22 protein-coding genes are annotated in these 21,862 nt (G+C 68.6%); 12 read left to right on the forward strand and 10 right to left on the reverse strand.

The features are described 5' to 3' along the window. Window positions 1–1,533: a YifB family Mg chelatase-like AAA ATPase gene (locus ACOOGH_RS09375; RefSeq protein ID WP_420448659.1), complete on the reverse strand. Its 1,533-nt coding sequence runs from the start codon at window positions 1,531–1,533 to the stop codon at window positions 1–3. Window positions 1,534–1,647: 114 nt separating this feature from the next. Between ACOOGH_RS09375 and ACOOGH_RS09380 the strand changes: the two genes are divergently transcribed. From ACOOGH_RS09380 to bshB1, 10 genes are all read left to right on the forward strand, one after another. Beyond that, the gene (locus ACOOGH_RS09380; protein WP_420448660.1) at window positions 1,648–2,334 is read left to right on the forward strand and encodes a hypothetical protein; all 687 of its coding nucleotides are present in this window, start codon (window positions 1,648–1,650) and stop codon (window positions 2,332–2,334) included. 36 nt (window positions 2,335–2,370) lie between these two features. Next, entirely contained in the window at window positions 2,371–3,114 is a 744-nt protein-coding gene (locus ACOOGH_RS09385; RefSeq protein WP_420448661.1) for a YIP1 family protein, read from the forward strand. A gap of 174 nt (window positions 3,115–3,288) precedes the next feature. Further along, on the forward strand, window positions 3,289–4,599 hold the full coding sequence (locus ACOOGH_RS09390) for an efflux RND transporter periplasmic adaptor subunit (RefSeq protein ID WP_420448662.1): 1,311 nt from the start codon (window positions 3,289–3,291) through the stop codon (window positions 4,597–4,599). Continuing rightward, on the forward strand, window positions 4,596–5,591 hold the full coding sequence (locus tag ACOOGH_RS09395; RefSeq protein WP_420448663.1) for an ABC transporter ATP-binding protein: 996 nt from the start codon (window positions 4,596–4,598) through the stop codon (window positions 5,589–5,591). Before ACOOGH_RS09390 ends, ACOOGH_RS09395 begins: the two co-directional genes overlap by 4 nt. 18 nt (window positions 5,592–5,609) lie before the next feature. After that, complete coding sequence (locus tag ACOOGH_RS09400) at window positions 5,610–6,854, forward strand: ABC transporter permease (RefSeq protein ID WP_420448664.1); 1,245 nt, start codon at window positions 5,610–5,612, stop codon at window positions 6,852–6,854. A 7-nt stretch (window positions 6,855–6,861) separates the two neighbouring features. After that, on the forward strand, window positions 6,862–8,148 hold the full coding sequence (locus ACOOGH_RS09405) for an ABC transporter permease (protein ID WP_420448665.1): 1,287 nt from the start codon (window positions 6,862–6,864) through the stop codon (window positions 8,146–8,148). A gap of 100 nt (window positions 8,149–8,248) precedes the next feature. After that, entirely contained in the window at window positions 8,249–9,511 is a 1,263-nt protein-coding gene (locus ACOOGH_RS09410) for an ABC transporter permease (protein WP_420448666.1), read from the forward strand. Window positions 9,512–9,586: 75 nt separating this feature from the next. After that, window positions 9,587–10,873 (forward strand): ABC transporter permease, encoded by a 1,287-nt coding sequence (locus tag ACOOGH_RS09415; RefSeq protein WP_420448667.1) that lies wholly within the window; start codon window positions 9,587–9,589, stop codon window positions 10,871–10,873. Window positions 10,874–11,031: 158 nt separating this feature from the next. Continuing rightward, entirely contained in the window at window positions 11,032–12,312 is a 1,281-nt protein-coding gene (locus ACOOGH_RS09420; RefSeq protein ID WP_420448668.1) for an ABC transporter permease, read from the forward strand. Between the two features lie 29 nt (window positions 12,313–12,341). Then, window positions 12,342–13,067: a bacillithiol biosynthesis deacetylase BshB1 gene (gene bshB1 / locus ACOOGH_RS09425; RefSeq protein ID WP_420448669.1), complete on the forward strand. Its 726-nt coding sequence runs from the start codon at window positions 12,342–12,344 to the stop codon at window positions 13,065–13,067. A gap of 17 nt (window positions 13,068–13,084) precedes the next feature. Here the strand turns inward: bshB1 and ACOOGH_RS09430 are convergent, their stop codons facing one another. Beyond that, a complete protein-coding gene (locus tag ACOOGH_RS09430; RefSeq protein ID WP_420448670.1) occupies window positions 13,085–13,378 on the reverse strand; it encodes a hypothetical protein in 294 nt (97 codons plus the stop codon). A 186-nt stretch (window positions 13,379–13,564) separates the two neighbouring features. On the opposite strand from ACOOGH_RS09430, the gene ACOOGH_RS09435 reads away from it, so the two are divergent. Then, a complete protein-coding gene (locus ACOOGH_RS09435; RefSeq protein WP_420448671.1) occupies window positions 13,565–14,737 on the forward strand; it encodes a cysteine desulfurase family protein in 1,173 nt (390 codons plus the stop codon). Between the two features lie 12 nt (window positions 14,738–14,749). Then, window positions 14,750–15,847: a tRNA 2-thiouridine(34) synthase MnmA gene (gene mnmA / locus ACOOGH_RS09440; RefSeq protein WP_420448672.1), complete on the forward strand. Its 1,098-nt coding sequence runs from the start codon at window positions 14,750–14,752 to the stop codon at window positions 15,845–15,847. 18 nt (window positions 15,848–15,865) lie between these two features. Here the strand turns inward: mnmA and dnaJ are convergent, their stop codons facing one another. Genes dnaJ through dnaX form a run of 8 tightly spaced genes read right to left on the reverse strand, consistent with a single transcriptional unit; the run spans window position 15,866 to window position 21,772 of the window. Then, window positions 15,866–16,966 carry a molecular chaperone DnaJ gene (gene dnaJ / locus ACOOGH_RS09445; protein WP_420448673.1) on the reverse strand — a complete coding sequence of 367 codons (1,101 nt, stop codon included), beginning with the start codon at window positions 16,964–16,966 and terminating at the stop codon, window positions 15,866–15,868. A gap of 4 nt (window positions 16,967–16,970) precedes the next feature. Next, entirely contained in the window at window positions 16,971–17,615 is a 645-nt protein-coding gene (locus tag ACOOGH_RS09450) for a nucleotide exchange factor GrpE (protein WP_420448674.1), read from the reverse strand. A 21-nt stretch (window positions 17,616–17,636) separates the two neighbouring features. Then, window positions 17,637–18,158, reverse strand: a complete 522-nt coding sequence (locus ACOOGH_RS09455) for a CinA family protein (RefSeq protein WP_420450101.1) — start codon at window positions 18,156–18,158, stop codon at window positions 17,637–17,639. Continuing rightward, window positions 18,115–18,744, reverse strand: a complete 630-nt coding sequence (gene pgsA / locus ACOOGH_RS09460) for a CDP-diacylglycerol--glycerol-3-phosphate 3-phosphatidyltransferase (protein ID WP_420450102.1) — start codon at window positions 18,742–18,744, stop codon at window positions 18,115–18,117. The genes ACOOGH_RS09455 and pgsA overlap by 44 nt, the downstream gene beginning before the upstream one ends. Next, window positions 18,741–19,091: a hypothetical protein gene (locus ACOOGH_RS09465; RefSeq protein WP_420448675.1), complete on the reverse strand. Its 351-nt coding sequence runs from the start codon at window positions 19,089–19,091 to the stop codon at window positions 18,741–18,743. The genes pgsA and ACOOGH_RS09465 overlap by 4 nt, the downstream gene beginning before the upstream one ends. Before the next feature lie 7 nt (window positions 19,092–19,098). Then, window positions 19,099–19,686: a recombination mediator RecR gene (recR, locus tag ACOOGH_RS09470; protein WP_420448676.1), complete on the reverse strand. Its 588-nt coding sequence runs from the start codon at window positions 19,684–19,686 to the stop codon at window positions 19,099–19,101. Next, window positions 19,683–20,018, reverse strand: coding sequence for a YbaB/EbfC family nucleoid-associated protein (locus ACOOGH_RS09475; protein ID WP_420448677.1), 336 nt, complete (start codon window positions 20,016–20,018; stop codon window positions 19,683–19,685). The genes recR and ACOOGH_RS09475 overlap by 4 nt, the downstream gene beginning before the upstream one ends. A 5-nt stretch (window positions 20,019–20,023) precedes the next feature. Next, a complete protein-coding gene (gene dnaX, locus ACOOGH_RS09480) occupies window positions 20,024–21,772 on the reverse strand; it encodes a DNA polymerase III subunit gamma/tau (RefSeq protein ID WP_420448678.1) in 1,749 nt (582 codons plus the stop codon). Window positions 21,773–21,862 lie beyond the last annotated feature (90 nt).

The following is a 21,862-nucleotide window of genomic DNA, read 5'->3' on the forward strand; positions in this document are numbered from 1 at the left end:
CTAAAGGGATCCGCGGAAACGAATCGCCTCCGCGACGTGGTCCTCGGATATTCGGACCCGCCCCGCCAGGTCCGCGATGGTCCGGGAGACGCGGAGCGCGCGATGGTAACCGCGTGCAGTGAGACCGAGATGCGTCACGGCCTTCCTGAGAAGCGAACGACCGCCCCGGTCGACCTGGCACGCCCCCTCTATGCGGACGGGCGGGATGCGCGCGTTCGTCGTTCCGTGGCGGCGGGCAGCGAGGGCGCGCGCCCCCGAGACCCGGGCCCGCACCACCGCGCTCGTTTCGCCGGTCGCCGTATCCGCGAGATGCTCCCAGCGTACGGCCGGGACGTCGACCAGCATGTCGATCCGGTCGAGAAGGGGTCCGCTGACGCGCCGGCGATAGCGCCGCACGGTTTCCTCGGGACAGCGGCAGCGACCCGGCGTGCCCAGGAAGCCGCACGGGCACGGGTTCATCGCGGCCACGAGCGTGAACTCGGCGGGAAAGCTCGCCGACCCCGCGGCGCGGACGATCCGCACCTGCCCCTCCTCGACCGGCTGGCGCAAGGCCTCCAGCGTGCGGCGTCCGAACTCCGGGAGTTCATCGAGGAAGAGCACGCCGTGATGCGCGAGCGACGCCTCCCCGGGGCGCGGGCGGCTCCCGCCGCCGATGAGCCCGGCCTCGCTGATGGAATGGTGCGGCGCCCGGAAGGGCCGGGTCCGCTTGAGCCCCGAGCCATCGGCGAGAAGACCGGCGACGCTGTGGATCGCCGTCACATCCACCGCCTCCCTGACGTCGAGTTCCGGGAGGAGACCGGGGAGGCAGCGCGCGAGACTCGTCTTTCCGGCGCCCGGGCAGCCCGAAAGGAGGAGGTTATGCCCTCCGGCGGCCGCGATCTCCAGCGCCCGCTTGGCGGCCGCCTGCCCCTTTACGGCCGACAGGTCGAACCCGCCGTCCGCCGGCCTGCCGTTCCCCGTTTGACCGGCGGGGGACAGCAGCGCCGCGGGACCGCGCAACCGGACCTCGCCGTTCAGTGCGGCGAGGATATGGGTCAGCGACTCCGAGCCGCCCAGCGCGATCCCCTCCGCAGCCGACGCTTCCCGCAGGTTCGCGGCCGGCAGCAGGAGGCGCTCGACACCGGGATTCGCGGCCGCGAAGAGGGCGATCGGAAGGGCGCCGCGGATGGAGCGCAGCGAACCGTCGAGCCCGAGTTCGCCCACCGCCAGCGTCCCCTCCAGGGCATCCTGGGGGAGATCCCCCTTGGCGCACAGGATCCCGAGCATGATCGGCAGGTCCAGCGCGGCCCCGGTCTTGGGAAGATCCGCCGGCGCCAGGTTCACCGTGATGCGCAGCCCGGGAACGTGCAGGCCCAGCTGCGCCGCGGCAGCCCGGATGCGCTCCCGGCCCTCGCGCACGGCGCTCTGGGCGAGACCCACGATCTGTATGATCGGCGTCCCCTTGATCAGCGACACCTCGACACTCACAGGGCGCACGTCGAGCCCCATCACCGCGGCCGACATGACCGAGGCCGACCCCACCCACTTCGGCATTCTTCGTCGCTCCCGTCCGCACAGCCTTGTAACTTCCGCGTGAGTCAAGGATCGGCACCGGTATCAACCGGTCCTCAAACGGGCTACGAACGAGGCGGACGAGTGGGGCGGAGCATGAGATCGTCGAGGAAAACGCGGGCGCTTGCCGTACTCGTGCTGAGTCCGCTGCTCGCACATCTGCCGGCTCCTGTCCCGATGAGCGCGCAGGAACTCGACGCGGGCCACCTCTATCTGCAGGAAGCGGGGCGCCGCGTGGGGACGGAACGCTTCCGGGTCTGGCAGACCGGATCCACGGTGAACGCCTTCGCCAGCGTCGAGATGTTGCAGCGAACCGCCTGGCAGGTGCGGCTCCAGATGGATCCCGAACTTCTGCCGGTGAAATACGAGATTCGCGAGGGTGTATCGGCTCTCGTCAGCGGGGAGCGCTTCCCCGACCGTGTCCGCTTCCACTTCGCGACCCCGGAGGGCGAGCGTTGGAAGGAGTACCCGGTACAGGATGCGGCCGCGATCCTCGAACCCGGGGTGGCGCACCATTACCTCGTCCTCGTGCACGCGCTCAGAGAAGCTCCGGGCGGACGCTTGAAGGCGATTTTGCCCCTGGACGGCCGGATCGTGACCGTGCGGCTCACGGAAGAGACGCAGGAGCGGGTTTCGCTCGGCGAACAGTCGGTGGACGGAACCCGTTACGACGTGGACATCGAAGGCGCCCGGCACCGGGTATGGCTCGACGCGGACGACCGGCTGCTCCGAGTCCTGGACGCCGGGGGACGCGAGGCCGTGCGCGCTCCGGCCGGGGGTTGAGACAAAGCCGGGGGCTGAGACAAACTGGAGGAGAAGATGGAATACGATCCGGCATCGTCCGATGCATCGGCGGAGGAGCACACGATCCCCGCCCTTCCCGCGCGCATTGTGCAGGTCTTCGTCTCGCCGGCGAGTCTGTTCGACGCCCTGCGCCGTCGGCCTGCCTGGCTGGGCGCCATTCTGGGGCTAGTCGGCCTGAGCGTCGCGCTTCAGTTCCTGACGCCGGTCATCGTCCCGGAAGAGGTACTGCGGCGTGCGGCGGAGGCCCGGATGGCGGACTTCGTGCCGGCGGGAACCGACCCTGCGGTTGTGGAGCAGCAGGTCGACGCAGCCGTTTCGCCGGGAGCAGCCGGCGTCATCTGGGCCGTGGTCGCGACTCCAATCCTGCTCTCGATGATCGCGGGACTACTGCTGATCGCGTTCAACGTCATCATGGGCGGCGAAGCCAGCTTCAAGCAGCTGTTCAGCGCGACCGCGCACGCCATGTACATCTACACGGCGGGGGGTATCGTCGCCATCGGCCTGATGGCGGTCGGCGCCGAGATGACGACCCTCACGCCCGGTCTCTTCCTTCCCGAGATGGAGGGGTTCATCGGCAGGTTCCTAAACGGAATCAACATCTTCTCTGTTTGGACGTGCGGGGTGCTCGGGGTGGCCGTGAGCCGCTTCTATCCGGGACGGTCCGTGGCGGCGGGCACGATGTATCTGCTCGCGCTCTACCTGATCCTCGTGGCGGCCCTCGCAATGTTCGCGGGTCTCCTCGCCGGGCTGGCCGGATAATCTTCCCGAGGAAGTCGGTGGCCGTGCGCCACAACGGACCGGGCGGCGGGTGCGGGTGAAACCGCTCGCGTCGCACTAACGTACCCGTGACGTAGCGATGCTGTACCCCCGGGCGCGGAACAAGCGGTCTCCCGCAAAGCCCGCCGAGTCTCGAAATAAAGGTTCTTGTGAAGGATGAAGAAAGCGATCATCGCGGTCGTCGTCGTTGTACTTCTCGCAACCATGGGATATCTCGCCACGCAGCGGGAGGGGCGTAACGCCGTCGAAGTCCGCGTGGAGGCGGTCGGGCTGCGGGATCTCGTCGACGACGTCTCCGCGACGGGCCACATAGAGCCCAAGACGCAGGTTCAGATCACCACGGACGTCGCCGGCAGGATCATTCAGCTCCCGGTCGAAGAGGGGCAGGACGTGGAGGAGGGAGCCCTCCTGCTCCAGATCGATCCGGCGCTGTTTCGGGCCGCCGTCGAACGCGCCGAGGCGGGCCTCGCTCAGGCGCGTGCGTCCTACGCTCAGCAGGAGGCCGCCTACCAGCAGGCGCAGCGCGATGCCGATCGTCTCACGACGCTGCAGGCGCGCGGGACGGATTTCGTGACCGAGGCCGAAGTCGAGCAGGCGGTGACGAACGCGGACGTCCAAAACCGGCTCCTCGAAGCTACGGAACACCAGGTCCATCAGGCGGAGGCCAACCTTACCCAGGAACGGGACCGGCTCCTGAAGACCACGATCCGCGCGCCGATGTCGGGCCGAATTACGCGGCTCAACGTCGAGCGCGGCGAGACCGCGATCGTCGGGACGATGAACAATCCGGGAACCGTGCTCCTCACCGTCGCGGACCTTTCCGTCATGGAGGCCGTGATCGAGGTGGATGAAACGGACGTGCCCGATATCGCCATGGGGGACTCGGCCTATGTCGAGATCGACGCCTTCCCCAATCGGCGTTTCGTGGGGACCGTCACCGAGATCGGCAACAGCTCGATCGTCCCGCTGAACCCGGCCACGGGCAGCTCGAACCAGGCGATCGACTTCGAGGTGCGTATCGAACTGCGCGCACCACCCGAAGGGATCAGGCCGGATCTGTCGGCCACGGCCGACGTCATCACGGACACCCGCGATCAGGTGCCCAGCATTCCGATCACGTCGCTGACGCTGATGGATGCGGACGAATACGAGGAGATCCCGAACGAGAACCTGCCGAGCGCTCCGCGCTCCGAGGCGGTCCGGGACATCGAGGGCGTCTTCGTCGTGGAAGGTGACATCGTCCGCTTCCGGCCCGTGGAGATCGGCATCGCCGGAGAGAACTACTTCGAGGTCGTGTCCGGGATCGAGCTCGGCACGACGGTCGTCTCGGGCTCGTTCCAGGCGATCCGCGAACTCCAGGACGGAAGCCGGATCCAGATCGACGGACCGGACGCCGCGATCGCCGCCGATGGCGACGATGGCAGCGGAGGGAACGACGCCGCGGCCAACGGTGAGGACGGACGATGAGCGGGAACGGACAGATGGAATCGATCATCGTTACGCGCGAGCTCAGGAAGGACTACGTGATGGGCACGGAGACGGTGCACGCGCTGGCGGGCGTGGACATCGAGATCCTGCGGAACGAATACGTGTCGATCATGGGACCCTCGGGCTCCGGAAAGTCGACGCTCATGAACATGATCGGCTGCCTCGACTCCCCGACGGGCGGGGAGTATGTCCTCAACGGGCAGGCCGTCCAGGATCTGAGCGACGACGATCTGGCCCGGATTCGAAACCGGGAGATCGGCTTCGTGTTCCAGACGTTCAACCTCCTGCCCCGGGCGACGGCGCTGCACAATGTCGAGTTGCCGCTGATCTACGCCGGGGTATCGAGCAAGGACCGACAGCGGAGGGCGGCGCACGCGCTCGAGATCGTGCAGTTGGCCGACCGGATGGACCACAAGCCCAACGAACTGTCGGGCGGTCAGCGTCAGCGCGTGGCCATCGCGAGGGCCCTCGTCAACGACCCCTCGATCCTCCTCGCTGACGAGCCGACCGGTAATCTCGACTCCTCGACCTCCGAGGAGATCATGGATGTCTTCGACACGCTCCACGAGAACGGCCAGACCATCATCATGGTCACGCACGAATACGACATCGCGGCTCGATCCCAGCGCGTGATCACGCTCGTCGACGGCAAGGTCGAGGCGCAGATGACGGTGGACTACTACCTGGCGCGTGGCATCAACCAGCCCACGGCCGCTCCGGTCGCGTCGGGCTCGCCGGCGAGCCCGAGGGTCGAGCCGGAGCCCGCAGCGGCGCCGACACCGGAGCCCGAGCCCTCCCCGGCGCCGGACCCAGCTCCGTCGGCGACACCGGCACCCGATCCGGCGCCGCCCCCGCGGTCCGCCCCGATGGACCCGGCAGCGCCCGCGGCCCCTCCGGCCCCGGGAACGCCGCGTCCGATTTCGAACCCTTGGGCGCCCCCACGCACGCCGCCCCTCGATGACGGCCGCTAGGAGCGCGAGTCCCCGCCGATGAGATTCTGGGAGGGCATCCGCCTTTCGCTGCAACAGGTCAGGGCGCAGAAGCTGAAGTCTTTCTTCGCCCTCCTCGGCATCAGCATCGGGATCACCTTCCTCATGGCGGTGATCACGATGGTCGAGGGCTTGAACAGCTATGTGCGTGACGACTTCGCGAGTTCGATCTTCGGCGTGAACACCTTCACGGTGGTCCGGCGTCCGCAGATGGAGACGGGCCGCATCGACGAGGCCGAGCGCCGCCGGCAGCGACGCAATCCCCAACTCACCATGGAGGATGTGGAAGTCGTGCGGGCCGCGGCCGCCGACGCACGCTACCTGGCCTACTATGCGCAGGACTTCGCGGGCTCGGTGCGCTACGGGCAGTACGAGCGGCGCAATGTCCGTGTGATCGGGGGGTCGCCGGAGTACGAGGCGGTCCAGGGGTGGAAGGTGGTGGATGGGCGGGGCCTTACGCCGATCGATGACCAGCAGGCCCTCCCCGTCGCAGTCATCGGCGCTCAGATCGCCGAGCGACTCTTCCCCACGACATCACCGATCGGCAAACGCATCCGGGCGGGCGGGCACGGGTTCCGGGTCATCGGCGTGCTGGAGGCGCAGGGGGGCTTGGCCGGGAACCTGCGCGATGCGGCGGTGCTGGTTCCCTTCGAGACGTTTCAGCGCAGCGTGGCGCGGCGGCGGCTGGAGGTCGACGGGATCACCGTGAAGATGGGGTCGATCGACGAACTGGACCCGGCCATGGCGGAGGTCGAGGGCGCGCTGCGATCCGACCGGCGCCTGCGGCCCTCCGAACCGAACAACTTCGGCATCGACACGTCGAGCGGGCTGCTCGACGCATGGGAGACGATCAACCGTGTGCTGATGACGGCGCTGCCCGGCCTGGTAGGGATCTCCCTGGTGGTGGGCGGGATCGTGATCATGAACATCATGCTGCTATCGGTCACGGACCGTACGCGCGAGATCGGGCTCCGCAAGTCTCTGGGAGCCCGGCGCCGCGACGTCCTCTTCCAGTTTCTGACCGAGGCATCGACGCTCTCGATCCTGGGAGCGGCACTGGGTATCGGGGCCGGATTCGGACTGGCGTTCATCATCGAACGAATCTGGTCGCTCCCGACAGCGGTTTCGGTTCCCGCGATGATCATCTCCCTCATGCTCGGACTCGGGGTCGGCATCGCGTCGGGACTCTACCCCGCCTATCGCGCGGCCCGACTCGACCCCATCGAGGCCCTCAGGTTCGAGTGAGGTCGCCGTGAGCGCGCGCGGACGGGGCATGGGGTTCATCGCGACAGTGACCGAGGGGATCGCCGTCGCCTTCGACTCGCTCGGAGCGAACAAGGTGCGGAGCAGTCTCACGATCCTCGGCGTGACGATCGGAGTTCTCGTCGTCATGGTCATGGCGGCGGTGATCACCGGGATCAACAAGAGCTTCTCGGAACTGATGGCCCCCGAGGGGATCACCACCTTCTGGGTTGCGCACTTCGACTTTTCCTCCATGCAGATCAGCGGCCCGCTCGATGAAGGGGAGGATGCCTTCTTCAAGAACCCTCCGCTGGAGCCGGAATGGGCGAAGGAACTGGCGCGGATCCAGGGGATCCAGAGCGCGGCGCCCGTGGTGGACCTGGCGGGGTCGGGCTACGAAGCTTCCTCTGGGGGCGACCGGGTCGAGATCGGGCTCTACGGAGTGGGGGCCGACTACATCGAGATCTCGGGCGGCGATGTGATCACCGGCCGGTGGTTCACGCAGTCGGAGGCCGACCGGCGCGCCGCGGTGACCGTGATCGACTCGGCCACGGCGGTGGGGCTGTTCGGGACGCGCGACCCGATCGGGCGCGACATCCGCATCAGCAGGGGCAACGAGAACGCGAGGGTGCGCGTGGTCGGCATCTACCGGGTGCCGGCCAACCTCTTCGCCGGCTTCGTCTCACACTATGTGTGGATGCCCTTTGCGACGGCGGACAAGTTGCTGCGGGTGTGGGACCGGCAGATCAGCTTCGTGGTGCGGCCGGAGCCGGAAACGGAACTGCAGACCGCGCTCGACGCGACCCGCGCCCGCATGCGGCAGTTGCGGGGACTGGAGATCGGCGAGGAAGACGACTTCGCCACGATGACCTCCGATCAGATGATGGATCTTTGGGGCCAGCTGACGAACGTCCTGTTCGCGGCGATGGTGGGCCTGTCGAGTATCGGGCTCATGGTCGGGGGTGTCGGCGTCATCGGGATCATGATGATCTCCGTCACGGAGCGGACCCGCGAGATCGGCCTGCGTAAGGCGATGGGCGGACGCCGCCGCGACATCATGTGGCAGTTCCTCGTCGAAGCGGCCACGCTCACGCTGCTGGGCGGGGCGACGGGCATGCTGCTCGGAGGCGGGCTCGTGTGGGTCGTGAACCAGGCCACGCCGCTGACCGCCGTCGTGCCGCTGTGGTCGATCGTGGCCGCGCTGGCGGCCTCGGTGCTGACCGGGATCGGATTCGGACTGTACCCCGCCTCCCGTGCCGCGGGTCTGGATCCGATCGACGCCTTGCGGTACGAGTGAGTTCCTCACCCACGGCAACACAGGGGTGGCCTTACGCCCACGGGGTCCGGAAGCCGCGGGCTACGGGGAGGTGCGTGTAACCGCTCGTTCAGGCCGCGGCATGGGGTTCATCGCGACGGTCACCGAGGGGATCGCCGTCGCCTTCGACTCGCTCGGAGCGAACAAGGTGCGGAGCGGTCTCACGATCCTGGGCGTGACGATCGGAGTGCTCGTCGTCATGGTCATGGCGGCGGTGATCACCGGGATCAACAACAGCTTCTCGGAACTGATGGCCCCGGAGGGGATCACCACGTTCTGGGTGGCTCACTTCGACTTTTCCTCCATGCAGATCACCGGCCCCCTCGACGAGGGGGAACACGCCTTCTTCAAGAACCCTCCGCTGGAGCCGGAATGGGCGAAGGAACTGGCGCGGATCCCGGGGATCCAGAGCGCGGTGTCTGTAGTGAATCTCGGGTCAGGCAACGAGGCCTCTTCCGGGGGCGACCGGGTCGAGATCGGGCTCTACGGAGTGGGGGCCGACTACATCGAGATCTCGGGTGGCGACGTGATCGCCGGCCGCTGGTTCACGCAGTCGGAGGCCGACCGGCGCACCGCGGTCACCGTGATCGATTCGGCCACGGCGGTCGGGCTGTTCGGGACGCGCGACCCGATCGGGCGCGACATCCGCATCAGCAGGGGCAGTGAGAACGCGAGGGTGCGCGTGGTCGGCGTCTACCGAGCACCGGCCAACCTCTTCGCAGGTCTCGCATCGCACTATGTGTGGATGCCCTTTGCGACGACGGACAAGTTGCTGCGGGTGTGGGACCGGGAGATGAGCTTCGTGGTGCGGCCGGAACCGGAAACGGAGCTTCAGACCGCGCTCGACGCGACCCGCGCCCGCATGCGGCAGCTGCGGAGACTGAGGCCGGGAGAGGATGACGATTTCGCCATCATCACGGCCGACCAGGTGGTGGCGCTCTGGGGCCAGCTGACGGGTGTGCTGTTCGCGGCTATGGTGGGCCTGTCGAGTATCGGGCTCATGGTCGGTGGCGTCGGCGTCATCGGGATCATGATGATCTCCGTGACCGAGCGGACCCGCGAGATCGGGCTGCGCAAGGCGATGGGCGGACGCCGCGGCGACATCATGTGGCAGTTCCTCGTCGAAGCGGCCACACTCACGCTGCTGGGCGGGGCGACAGGCATGCTGCTCGGAGGCGGGCTCGTGTGGGTCGTGAACCAGGCTACGCCGCTGACCGCCGTCGTGCCGCTGTGGTCGATCGTGGCCGCGCTGGCGGCCTCGGTGCTCACGGGAATCGGCTTCGGACTCTACCCGGCTTCCCGCGCCGCCGGTCTGGACCCTATCGACGCATTGCGCTACGAGTAGTTCCTTACCCGCGGCAACACAGGCGTGGCACTACGCCCACGGGGTCCGGAAGCCGCGGGCGACGGGGAGGCGCGTATGACCGCTCGTGCAAGCGGCGGCATGGGGTTCCTTTCGACGGTCACCGAAGGGATCGCGGTCGCGCTCGACGCGATCAGAGCCAACAAGATCCAGAGCGGCCTCACGATCCTGGGCGTGACCATCGGTGTCCTCGTCGTCATGGTCATGGCGGCGGTGATCACCGGGATCAACGAGAGCTTTTCGGAACTGATTGCCCCTGAGGGGGTTACGACGTTCTGGGTGGCGCACGCGGAGCTCCCCTCCCTTCAGGATGTGACCGATGATGAGGCGGAAGAGGAGTTGGCGTTCCTGAGGAACCCGCCGCTGCGGCGCGAGTGGGCGAAGGACCTGCAACGGATTCAGGGGATCCGGAGCGTCGCGCCGATCGTGGAACTGGGGGGCTACGACGCCAGCAGCGGATCGGACCGCGTCCGCACGTCACTCTCCGGCGTGGGCTCCGACTACCTTGCGATCTCCGGCGGCGATCTCGTCCATGGCCGCTGGTTCACGCAGTCGGAGGCGGATCGGCGGGCAACCGTCGCGGTGATCGATTCGGCAACGGCGGCCGGCTTGTTCGAAACCCGGGATCCGCTCGGACGGGATATCCGCATCAGCCGGGGCAGCGAGAACGCGCGGGTGCGCGTGATCGGCATCTACCGAGCGCCCGCCAACCTCTTCGCCGGCTTCGCATCGCACTATGTATGGATGCCCTTTGTGACGGCGGACAAGGTGCTGCGGGTGCGGGATCGGGACTTCCGGTTCGTGGTCCAGCCAGATCCGGAGACGGAACTGCGAACCGCGCTCGACGCGATCCGTGACCGCATGCGGCAGCTACGGAGACTGAAGCCGGGTGAGGAAGACAATTTCGCCATCATCACGGCCGACCAGGTGATGGCGCTCTGGGGACAGCTGACGGGTGTGCTGTTCGCGGCGATGATGGGCTTGTCGAGTATCGGGCTCATGGTCGGTGGCGTCGGCGTCATCGGGATCATGATGATCTCGGTGACGGAGCGGACCCGCGAGATCGGGCTGCGCAAGGCGATGGGTGGACGCCGCCGGGACATCATGTGGCAGTTCCTCGTTGAAGCGGCCACGCTCACGTTCCTGGGCGGGGCCACCGGCATGCTGCTCGGAGGCGGGCTCGTGTGGGTCGTGAACCAGTCGACGCCGCTGATCGCTGTCGTGCCGCTGTGGTCGATCGTGGCCGCGTTGGCGGCCTCGGTGCTGACCGGGATCGGATTCGGACTGTACCCCGCCTCGCGGGCCGCGGGTCTGGACCCGATCGACGCGTTGCGCTACGAGTAGTCCCTTTCCGCAGCGGGTAACGCGCGGACTGACTCCGGCAGGCGACAGGAGCCGTGGGGATGGGGAGGCGCATATGATCGGTCGTGCACCTGGTGCAGTGTCGCACGAATTCCTCGGCTATTCGGGCTCGCGGATTCCCGCGACACTGCACTAGCGACATGGGATTCCTTGCGACGGTCACGGAGGGGATCGCGGTCGCGTTCGACTCGATCGGGGCCAACAAGGTTCGGAGCGGCCTCACGATCCTGGGCGTGACGATCGGAGTCCTCGTCGTCATGGTGATGGCGGCGGCAATCACCGGCGTCAACAAGAGCTTCGAAGATGCGATGTCCCCGAACGGCATCGAGACGTTCTACGTAGCCCACTGGGATTTCACATCGGGGGGCTTCGGCGGCGGCCCTCTGAGCGAGGAAGAGCCGGACCTCCTGAGGAACAAGCCGCTCGATCCGCGGTGGGCCCGGGACCTCGGGCGCCTCCCGGGCATCCTGAGCGCGTCCCCGTTCGTCGAGCTCACCGGCGACTTCGGCCCCGGCGCCTTCGAGGCGAGCGTCGGGTCGGAGCGTGTCGAGATCTCATTCTACGGCGTGGGCGCCGACTACCTTGAGATCTACAGCGGCGACATCATCTCGGGGCGCTGGTTCACGCACCCGGAGGCCGAACGGCGGTCGCCGGTCGCGGTGATCGATTCCACCGTGGCCGCCGACCTGTTCGGGTCGCTCGACCCTCTCGGCCGTGAGATCCGGATCGGGGAAGGCAGCCGCGGCGCGATGTTCCGCGTGGTCGGTGTGTACCGGTTGCCCGCCAACCTGTTCGCCGGCCTCGCGTCGCATTTTGTGTGGGTGCCGTTCCCGAGCGCGGACAAGCTGCTGCCCGTCTGGGACCGTGCGGTCAGCATCATCGTGCGGCCGGAGCCCGAAGCCGACCTTCAGGCGGCGCTCGACGCGACGCACGCGCGGATGCGGCAGCTCCGCCGACTGGAACCGGGCGAGGAGGACGACTTCGCGGTGCTGGACCAGGAACAACTGCTGAATCTCTGGGGCCAGCTGACCAACGTCCTGTTTGCGGCGATGCTCGGGTTGTCGAGCATCGGACTCATGGTCGGGGGCGTGGGCGTCATCGGCATCATGATGATCTCCGTCACCGAGCGGACGCGGGAGATTGGGCTGCGCAAGGCGATGGGGGCGCGGCGGCGCGACGTCATGTGGCAGTTTCTGGTCGAAGCGGCCACGCTCACGCTGCTCGGCGGAGCGACCGGAATGGTGCTGGGCGGCGCGATCGTATGGGTCGTGAACCAGTTGACGCCGCTGCCGGCGGTCGTGCCACTGTGGTCGATCGTGGCTGCCCTTGCGGCGTCGGTGCTGACCGGGATCGGTTTCGGGCTCTACCCGGCTTCGCGGGCCGCCGGGCTGGACCCCATCGACGCGCTGCGCTACGAGTAGGCGGCAGAGAGCGAGCGGCTGACCCCCCAATGACCGAGCAACCGCTGGACCTTCTCGCCGTAGCGGCGCACCCGGACGACGCCGAACTCACCTGCGGCGGAACGCTGGCCCGGGCCGCGGAACAGGGATACCGGACCGGGATCCTGGACCTGACGCGGGGCGAGATGGCCTCGCGCGGGACCCCCGAATTGCGGGCGGAGGAGGCGGGCCGGGCAGCGGCGCTGCTGGGGATCGCCGTTCGGGTCAACGCCGGGCTCCCCGACGCACGACTGGAGAACTCGCTGGAGGCGCGCCGGATCATCGTGGGGCACCTGCGGCGCCTCGCACCGGCGACCGTGATCCTGCCGTACCCGCGCGGTCGCCATCCGGATCACCGGGTCGCCTCGGAGCTCGCCCGCGACGCCTGTTTCCTCGCGGGGCTGCGGGAGTATGAAGGCGGACCCGGGCAGCGGCCGGAGAAGATCCTCTACGCCATGGCGTATCGGGAGGACGCCGTGAAGCCGACCTTCGTCGTCCCGCTCACGGAGGCCCAGTTCCAGCGCAAGGTCGAGGCGGCGCGGTGCTACACATCACAGTTCGAGGGCTCTACGGCGGCGGGCGAGATCTTCCCCACCGGTCAGCCGCTCGTCGAACGCATCGAGACCGCGTCGCGGCACTACGGCTCGCTGATCCGGGCTCCGCACGGGGAACCGTTCCATACGGATGAGACGATGCGCGTGAGCGATGTCACGCGCCTCGGAGTTCGCTCGTTGTAAGTAGGCCCTGGGAGCCGTCAGCCGCAGCGAACCTCGACGAGGAGACGCTTCCAGCTCGGGACCGACTCGGCGCCCACCTTGATCACCTGTACGCGCGCCGCGCCGCCGCGCCGCATCCAGGGAGCGAGCCAGGCACCGATCTCCCGGGGGAGGTGGCCCACGGGGTCGCCGGCGCGGATGTGGACCCAGACATCGTCCGGTTTACCTCCCGGCGGGTCGGGGATGAGGAGGAGTTCCTCCTCCGGACCTACGGTGTCGAGGTGGCGGGCGCGATCTTCGAAGGCGAGTCCGTGGACGGTGGTGCGGAACACCGGGGCCCCGAGCGGTGGTATGCTCTGCTCGTCGGACGTGGGCCCTGTAGGGCTTGGCGCCGGGGGGGTGGGCCCCGGCGCGGAACGTGGTGGCTCCATGTCTCCATCCCGAGTTGCGGCGTCGTTTGAAGCTTCGACACAATAGACTCTCTTCGCCGAACGGGCGAATCCGGACGGATAGCGACGATGATGCAGCCCGAAAAACAGCGGCTTTACCTCGACTACGCGGCGACCTGGCCCATGCGGCCGGAGGTGTGGGATGCCATGGGGGCGGAGCTGCGGCACGGCTTCAATCCCGCGAGCGCGCATGCCCCCGGACGGCGGGCTCATCGGTGCCTCGAGCTCGCGCGCGGGCGGATCGCGGATCTGCTCGGCGGCCCGCGGTCATCCATCTATTTCACGGGCGGTGGCACGCAATCGGACAACCTCGCCATTCTCGGTTTCGTGCGGTCGAATCCTGGGCGCAGCCCACGCGTGTTCGTGTCCGGGATCGAGCACAAGGCGTGCCTCGAGGCGGCGGACCGCGGGGCGGTGGAAGGCGCCCGCGTGGCGCGGATTCCCGTGGACAGCTCGGGGACGATCGATCTCGGGTGGCTGCGGAGGGAGCTCGCGAAGGACCCGGCCGCGCCGACGCTGATCTCGGTGATGTGGGCCAACAACGAGATCGGCACGGTCCAGGCGATGGGGGACATCGTGCAGCTGGGCCACGAATACGGGGCTCTCGTACACACGGACGCCGTGCAGGCGCTGGGCAAGGTGGACTGCGACCTGGAGCGCACGCCGGTCGATCTCCTGTCGGCGACGGCGCACAAGCTGGGCGGGCCCGTGGGGATCGGCCTTCTCTACCGGCGGACGGGGGTGACGCTGGAGCCGCTGAGCTACGGCGGCGGCCAGGAACGGTCCATGTGGCCGGGCACGCAGAACCCGATCGGCGCGACGGGTTTCGCGGCCGCTTTGGCACTCGCGCTCGAGAATCGCGAGGCGGAGGTCGCGCGCTGGACCAGCCTGCGCGATCACCTGGAGGCGCGGATCCTGGCGGAGATCCCGGATGCGCGCATCCACGGAGGCGAGGCGCCGCTCAGGATGCCGAATCTCGTCAGCGTGGGGATTCCGGGATGCGACAGCGGAGCCGTGCTCGTCTCGCTCGACTTCGAGGGTATCGCGGTCTCGGGCGGGTCGGCATGCGGCTCCGACTCGAGCGTCGGCTCCGACGTGCTGGACGCGGTCGGGATCACCAGCGATGTCCCGTACGCGGCCGTGCGCTTCAGTTTCGGCCACGACACGTCCCGGGCGGACATCGATGTGGCGGCGGACGCGCTTGTCCGGGTGGCGGCGCGCGTCGTCGCCATCACGGCCTGATATTCCACGTCCATGATCGCCCCGACCCGTCTCGCCGACTCCGTGCTCGTCGCCATGTCCGGCGGCGTGGACTCTTCGCTCACCGCGGCGTTGCTGGCGCGCGAGGGCCGCCCGGTCATCGGCGTGACGATGAAGACGTTCTGCTACACCGGCAGCGAGGGGCCCACGCGTACCTGCTGCGGCCTCGACGGGATCGCCGACGCCAAGTCCGTGGCCGCCCAGCTCGACATGCCGCACCACGTGTTCGATGTGGAGGAGGATTTCACGCGCGACGTGATCGACGACTTCGTGTCGGAATACGCCGCCGGCCGCACGCCGATCCCCTGCGTCCGCTGCAACAGCTTCACCAAGTTCCGCGATCTCCTCGTGCGCGCGGACGCCCTGAGCTGCCGCTGGCTGGCGACGGGGCACTACGCGCGCGTGGTCCGACCCCGCTCCGGCCCTCCGGAACTCCACCTCGGCGCGGACGACCACAAGGATCAGACGTACTTCCTGTGGGGGATGCCGCGTCAGGCGCTCGACCGCCTGCTCCTGCCGGTGGGCGAGCTCACGAAGCCGCAGGTCCGCACGGAGGCGCGGCGGCTCGGCCTCGACACGGCGGACAAGCCGGAGTCGTTCGAGATCTGCTTCGTCCCCGACAACGACTACGCCGGGGTCCTGCGTCGATATCTGCCGGAAGACCACCCTGCCCTTTCGCCGGGAGCCATCCGCTTCGAGGACGGCTCGGAGGCGGGCGAGCACCCGGGCTACGCGCACTACACGGTGGGCCAGCGCAAGGGGCTGCCGGGCGGCTTTGCCGAGCCGATGTTCGTACTCGAGATCCGGCCGGAGTCGCGCGATGTCGTCATTGGACCGCGGGGCTCGCTGGCCCGCTCCCGCATCGGCGCCCGCAGCGTGAACTGGCTGGCGGAGCGTCCCCTCGCCGGCGAGCGCATCGGGGTCCGGATCCGGCACGGGGCCGCGATCGTGGACGCGGATGTGATCGAGACGACGCCAACCGACTTCTCGCTGGAGCTGCCCGCCCCGCAGTCGGCCATCACCCCCGGGCAGAGCGCAGTGCTCTACCGGGGCGATCTCGTCCTGGGCGGCGGCGTCATCGTCTCGAACTGACAGCCCCGCCGCCGCGGGTCAGTAGGAGAGGCCCTCCTGCTGCGCGAGGTCCTTCACCGTCTTCAGGCCCTCGCCGGAGAGGTCGGGCGTCTCCACGACGACTTTGACGAGCTGGTCGCCGCGGTTCTCGCCGCGCTGGATGCCCTGGCCCCGGATCCGGAACGTGGTGCCGCTCTGCGTACCCGGAGGGATTCTGAGCACGACCTTGTTCCCGCCGATCGTCCTCACCTTGACCTTCGAGCCGAGAATCGCCTGCGCCACGTTGATCGGCACCTCGCAGGCGAGATCGAGCCCGTCCCGGGTGAAGAAGCGGTCGGGGTCGACCTGGAACTTGATGATGAGGTCGCCCGCGGTGCCGCCGCCCGGACCGCGTTCGCCCTTGCCGGAGATGCGGACGCGCGAACCGTTCTCGACCCCCGTGGGCACCTTGACGCTGAGCTTGCGTCGCGAGTTCACCTGGCCGCGGCCGGAGCAGCTCGAGCAGGGCGTCTCCGGGACAGTGCCGCGCCGCACGCACACCGGACACGGGCGCCTGACGGAGAACCCGCCCTGCCCGAACGTGACCTCGCCCCTGCCCTCGCATTCGGGGCAGCGCTTCAGCGGTGTGCCGGGAGCGGCGCCGTCGCCGTCGCACGTCGCGCACTCCTCGCTGATCGGCACCGTGACCGCCACCCGGCCGCCACGCGCCGCGGTGCGGAGCGGAACCGTGACCAGGTATTCGACATTGCGGCCCCGCTGCGGTCCCTCCTTCTCCGGCTTCGCCTTCTTCCCGAAGTCGAAGATGGAGGAGAATATGCCGCCGATGCCGCCCAGGTCGGACAGGTCCTCGAACTTGAAGCTCCCCGCGCCCCCGGGGGCTCCGCCCGGCTGACCGGGCCCGAAGGCGCCGAGACCCCCGTATTTCCGCACCCGGTCGTACTTCTGGCGCTTGTCAGGATCGGAGAGGACGCCGTGGGCTTCCGACACCTCCTTGAACTTCTCCGTCGACGTCGGATCGCCCGCGTTCGCGTCCGGGTGGTGCTCCTTCGCCAGCTTGCGGTAGGCCTTCCGGATCTCGTCCGCGCTCGCGTTCTCGGCGACCCCGAGAATCTTGTAGTAGTCCTTCGCCTGCGTCGCCATCGGATCAGGAGGCTTCGGCTTCGTGGCGATAGACCGTCACGCGCGCGGGGCGGAGCAGCCGGTCGCCAAGCCGGTATCCGATGAGGACGACGTGCGACACGAGTTCGTCCTGTTCCGGGTCGTCGGTCGAGGTCATCATGAGCGCTTCGTGGAGGTTGGGGTCGAAGCGCTCACCCACGGGGTTCACCGGTTCCACGCCGGTGTCGGCGAGGACCTTGGCGAACTTGCGGGCCACGAGTCCGATCCCCTCGTGCAGGGCTTCCGTCGCCGTGCCCTCGAGCGGCGTGTCGGCCACGCGCTGGAGGTCGTCCATCAGTTCGAGCAGCTTGCCGGCGAGCTCGGCACGCGCCCGCTCTCCCGCGTCGCCCAGTTCCCGTCTCGTCCGGCGTCGGAAGTTGTCGAACTCCGCCGCAAGCCGGAGGTGGCGGTCCTGCAGGGCCGCGAGTTCAGCTTCCGGCCCGACGTCCCCGTCGGGGTCGGGGGCGCCGACCTCGTCTACATGCCCGGGCGTTTCGGCAGTATCCTCCGGTGCGTCCTGCCCGGACGCGGCCTGCTCAGCCGCCGTGTCTTCGGCGTCGCCGGAGGCACCGGTGGCGGTATCCTCCTCCGCCGCGCTCTCCATCTCCTGCTCCAGATCCCTCTTTCCCATCAGTAGCCTCGAATATCTTCGTCAGAGCCGTGAATCGAGCCAACGCATCGCCTCGAGGGCGGCCGCTTCACGGATTTCGTCCCGGCTCCCCTCGAAGCGGTGACACCGCGCCTCGGGAGAAGGGCCGTCGTGGGCAATCCACACCGTGCCCACGGGCTTGTCGGCGGTGCCTCCCGAAGGTCCGGCGATACCGGTTACGGCTATGGACCAGGTGCTCTCCGCCACGCGCCGAGCCCCGGCAGCCATCTCCTCGACCACGGCCCGGGAGACGGCACCGTATCGTTGCAGCGACGCCTCCGACACCTCCAGCAGCGTCCTCTTGGCGGCGTCATCGTAGCTTATCAGCCCACCCCACAAAACCTCCGAGGCTCCAGGTACGGAGGTGAGGGCGGCGCCGATCAGGCCACCGGTGCAACTCTCGGCGAGTACAAGCGTGTGCCCCCTCTCCCGCAGGTCCTCGATGAGTACCGCGGCGGCCTCGAAAAGCGACGGGTGCCGCTTACGAATGGCGACCCGCCATGATACGCGAGAACATGCCGAGATAGGTCACCGCGGAGGCCACGGTGAGCAGCACCGCAACGGTGAGAAAGGCCGTCGTGAACCAGCCGTGGAAGGCGGAAAACCACTGCCATGCCCGGCCGTCGGGCGCCACGAACCCGGGCGTCAGGAACGCCACCCAGAGAATCGCGGAGCCTATGAAGGTGTTCTGCGCGAGGGCCTTCCTCTTGCCCAGGATCTGCGCCGCGACGACCCGGCCCTGCCGGGCGGCGAGCGACCGGAGCACCGTGATCAGCGCTTCGCGACCCAGGAAGATGATGATCGCCCACAGCGGGATTACGCCGAACAGGGGGAGCGCAGGGGGCCCGGCCTGCGAGAGATTGATGCTGTAAACGGGGATGAGCGCGGCGACGAGCAGGAGCTTGTCCGCGAGCGGGTCGAGAAACTTCCCGAAGGAGGTCACCTGGTCGCGGGCGCGCGCCAGGTGTCCGTCCCAGAGGTCGGAGAGCGCGGCCGTGACGAAGAGGACGAACGCGATCATCCGGAGCCCCGGCCGAGGCTGGAGGAGCAGCGCCGTTACGACGGGGGCCGCAATGATCCTGCCCGTGGTGATCGCGTTCGGAAGATTCAGTGCGGGTCTCCGCTCTCAAGGGCTTCGTCGCTCGCGAGCACGCTTTCCAGACTCTCCAGAACCGCCAGGGCGCGCTTGCGGAGCAGCGGTCGCTCTTCCCAGGCCAGATAATCTCTCAACAGCGGCAGATCGTCCGCGGACGGGTGCGATTTCAGGTATCCCAGAGCCGCCAGGCGGCGCAGCGGATGCGGACTGAACAGTTCGCGCCGGTGTCGCCGCATCTGGTCGCGCGCGAGATAGATCCCGAGACCGACGGCCGCGGCGGCGCCGAGCAGGGCCGCGGCCGCGATCTTCCATCCCGTCGCGGAACCGCGGTCCGCGTCTTCGTATTCGATTCGAGTCGTCATCGGTACGCTACATCTCCCGTCGGCCGGCGAAGGCTTCGGCGATCGTCACTCCGTCGGCGTACTCGAGGTCTCCTCCCACGGGCAGCCCGCGGGCGAGCCGCGTGACGGTCACTCCGGCGGCCGAGGCCAGCAGCCGCTGCAGATACGTCGCCGTCGCCTCTCCTTCCACGCTCGCGTTCGTGGCGATGATCACCTCCCGGACGGGGGCGTCGAGACGCCGAAGCAGGGCCCGGATGTTGAGGTCCTCGGGTCCGACCCCGTCGAGGGGGGACAACCGTCCGCCAAGTACATGATACAGACCTGCGAAGTTCCCCGAGTTCTCGATCGCCGGAATGTCGGAGGCTTCCTCAACGACGCAAACCTGCGCCGGATCGCGCCTCGGGCTGCGGCAGAATTCGCACGGCTCCATGTCGCTGAGGTTGCCGCAGGCACCGCACACGCGCACCTCCGCCGCGACCCGTTCTATGGCTCGCGCCAGCCGCCGGGCATCGTCCTTCGAGCTCTTGAGGAGGTGATAGGTCAGCCGCCGCGCGGTCTTGCGACCGATCCCCGGGAGCCGGCCAAGCTCGCCGACGAGCGCTTCGATCGCGTTCACGGACGGCCGAGCAAGTTCCCGAGACCCGGCAGCGGCAGGCCTCCCGCCGCCTGACGCATCTCCTTCTCCATGCGTTCCTTCGCCCGCCGCTGTGCCGCGGAGGCCGCGGCGGCGATGAGATCCTCGAGCATCTCGACCTCTTCCGGGTCCACCACGGCGGGATCGATGGAGACCCCCTTGATGTTGCCCTGGCCGTCCACCGTCACCTCGACCATGCCGCCGCCCGAAGCCGCCACGTGCGTCTCGCGCTCGAGCTTCTCCTGCATTTCGCTCATGCGCGACTGCATCTGCTGACTGAGTTGCATCAACTGCTGGATGTTCACGCCGTCCACGTTGTCTACTCCTTCAGGGTGAGGTCGAGTTCCTCCACGGCCTCCCTGAGATGCGGGTTTCCGTCCAACAACCGTTCGACCCGCGTTCGAGCCGCTTCCCCGGCGGTCACGCGGCCGCCCTTGTGGTCGACGATCGCGAACCTGACGGTCGGCAACCCGAGGCGTTCCGCGAGATTCGCGCGGAGAGGGCCGGAACGCGAATCGTCCTTGAACAGCTTCTCGAGCTCCTCGCGCCACCCGACCTGGACACGGAGCCGAACCTCGTCCTTCACGAGGCCTTCGACTTCGGTGCCGCGCAGGGCCAGTCCGGACACTCCGCCCAGCCCCGGCATTTCGGCGACGGCGGCGGCCCACGCATCGCGGACCCGGGAGGCGGGCGCCGTGCCGGATCGTCTGGCCGGGACAGGCTCCGGCTCGGGGGGCTCCTTCCTTCCGGCGGCCTCGTGCGGCGGAGTCGCATCCGCGGCTGGCGGGGTCGCATCCGCAGCCGGCGACCGGTCGGCGGGGGGGGCGGCAGGTGGAGCGGACGGCTCCTCGCGAGGACGCCGCGGCGGGGCGGCTGGACGGGGGCCGGGCCGGGGCTCCCTCGCCGGGGCGCCCAGCGCCGTCAGGAGTTCCTCGAGTTCGACGGTTGATTCCATGCGGACGAGGCGGAGGAGCAGGACCTCGAGCTGGATGCGCGGATGGGAGGACCGGTGCAGCAATCCGGAAGCCTCGAACTCGCTAAGGGCGCTCAGCATCCTGAGCACGTCCGCCGGCGCCAGCGCCTCACCTGCAGCCACGAAACGCTGGCGAGATTCGGGCAGGAGCTCTACCGCCTCTGCCGCCGGGTCGAGTCTCAGGACAAGCAGGGTTCGCAGCGCATCGCCGAGCCCGCGCAGGAATTCCGCGGGATCGTGACCATCGTCGAGGAGGTCCTGAACAAAGGTGAACACGCCGGCGCGGTCGCCGTTCGCGGCGAGCTCGAAGAACGCCAGGTAGCGATCCTCATCGACGAGCCCGAGCATGCGGCGGATGTCGGTGAGTTCGACCGCGTCTCCCCGGAAGGAGAGCACCTGGTCGAGCGACGAAAGCGCGTCGCGCACGCCGCCCTCGGCCCGCCTCGCGATCGCCCGCAACGCCCCCGGCTCGGCGGCGATTCCCTCCGCCTCGAGTACCGTCTCGAGCCGGCTCGTGATGTCCTGCACGGAGACCCGCCGGAAGTCGAAGCGCTGACACCGGGACATCACGGGCGCCGCGCCGCGCTCGATCTTCTGCGGCTCGGTGGTGGCGAAGGCGAAGATCACCCGTGGGGGCGGTTCCTCCAGGATCTTCAGGAGCGCGTTCCACGCGTCGCGCGTGAGCATGTGCGCTTCGTCGAGGATGTAGATCTTGTAGCGCTCTTCGCTCGTGGGCGCGTACGCCGCCCGGCGCCGCAGGTCGCGCGCGTCCTCGACGCCGCGGTGGCTCGCCGCGTCGATCTCCACCACGTCGAGCGAGGCGCCTCCGGACCAGATCCGCTCGCACGAGTCGCAGGTGCCGCACGGTTCGCCGGCGGAGCGGCCGGGGCAGTTGAGGGCCATGGCGAGGATGCGCGCCGTCGTCGTCTTCCCGACCCCGCGCGGGCCGCAGAAGAGATACGCGTGGCCGACTCGCCCGGAGTCGATGGCGGCCCTCAGCGTGGGCCCGATGTGGTCCTGTCCGATCAGCTCCGAGAAGCCTCGGGGCCGGTAGGTTCTGGCCAGCGCGGTGCGGTACAAGGGCTCGTGAGCCATCTGGGTCGGCGGGGATCAGGGTCCCGGCCGGCTTCGACTCCTTCGGGTCTGAGGGCGCCCGCGCCCGGCGACGCGAGGACGCCGCTGACG

The sequence above is a fragment of the Candidatus Palauibacter sp. genome (assembly GCF_965213655.1).
Taxonomy (GTDB): Bacteria; Gemmatimonadota; Gemmatimonadetes; order Palauibacterales; family Palauibacteraceae; genus Palauibacter.

What these genes read in the sequence shown, in the direction of transcription:
- mnmA (WP_420448672.1), top strand. Translation starts at nt 14,750, where the DNA reads ATGATCGCCCCGACCCGTCTCGCCGACTCCGTGCTCGTCGCCATGTCC.
- ACOOGH_RS09435 (WP_420448671.1), top strand. Translation starts at nt 13,565, where the DNA reads ATGATGCAGCCCGAAAAACAGCGGCTTTACCTCGACTACGCGGCGACC.
- ACOOGH_RS09395 (WP_420448663.1), top strand. Translation starts at nt 4,596, where the DNA reads ATGAGCGGGAACGGACAGATGGAATCGATCATCGTTACGCGCGAGCTC.
- ACOOGH_RS09410 (WP_420448666.1), top strand. Translation starts at nt 8,249, where the DNA reads ATGGGGTTCATCGCGACGGTCACCGAGGGGATCGCCGTCGCCTTCGAC.
- ACOOGH_RS09465 (WP_420448675.1), bottom strand. Translation starts at nt 19,091, where the DNA reads ATGACGACTCGAATCGAATACGAAGACGCGGACCGCGGTTCCGCGACG.
- ACOOGH_RS09380 (WP_420448660.1), top strand. Translation starts at nt 1,648, where the DNA reads ATGAGATCGTCGAGGAAAACGCGGGCGCTTGCCGTACTCGTGCTGAGT.
- ACOOGH_RS09415 (WP_420448667.1), top strand. Translation starts at nt 9,587, where the DNA reads ATGACCGCTCGTGCAAGCGGCGGCATGGGGTTCCTTTCGACGGTCACC.
- ACOOGH_RS09375 (WP_420448659.1), bottom strand. Translation starts at nt 1,533, where the DNA reads ATGCCGAAGTGGGTGGGGTCGGCCTCGGTCATGTCGGCCGCGGTGATG.
- dnaX (WP_420448678.1), bottom strand. Translation starts at nt 21,772, where the DNA reads ATGGCTCACGAGCCCTTGTACCGCACCGCGCTGGCCAGAACCTACCGG.
- ACOOGH_RS09400 (WP_420448664.1), top strand. Translation starts at nt 5,610, where the DNA reads ATGAGATTCTGGGAGGGCATCCGCCTTTCGCTGCAACAGGTCAGGGCG.
- ACOOGH_RS09420 (WP_420448668.1), top strand. Translation starts at nt 11,032, where the DNA reads ATGGGATTCCTTGCGACGGTCACGGAGGGGATCGCGGTCGCGTTCGAC.
- bshB1 (WP_420448669.1), top strand. Translation starts at nt 12,342, where the DNA reads ATGACCGAGCAACCGCTGGACCTTCTCGCCGTAGCGGCGCACCCGGAC.
- dnaJ (WP_420448673.1), bottom strand. Translation starts at nt 16,966, where the DNA reads ATGGCGACGCAGGCGAAGGACTACTACAAGATTCTCGGGGTCGCCGAG.
- ACOOGH_RS09450 (WP_420448674.1), bottom strand. Translation starts at nt 17,615, where the DNA reads ATGGGAAAGAGGGATCTGGAGCAGGAGATGGAGAGCGCGGCGGAGGAG.
- ACOOGH_RS09385 (WP_420448661.1), top strand. Translation starts at nt 2,371, where the DNA reads ATGGAATACGATCCGGCATCGTCCGATGCATCGGCGGAGGAGCACACG.
- ACOOGH_RS09390 (WP_420448662.1), top strand. Translation starts at nt 3,289, where the DNA reads ATGAAGAAAGCGATCATCGCGGTCGTCGTCGTTGTACTTCTCGCAACC.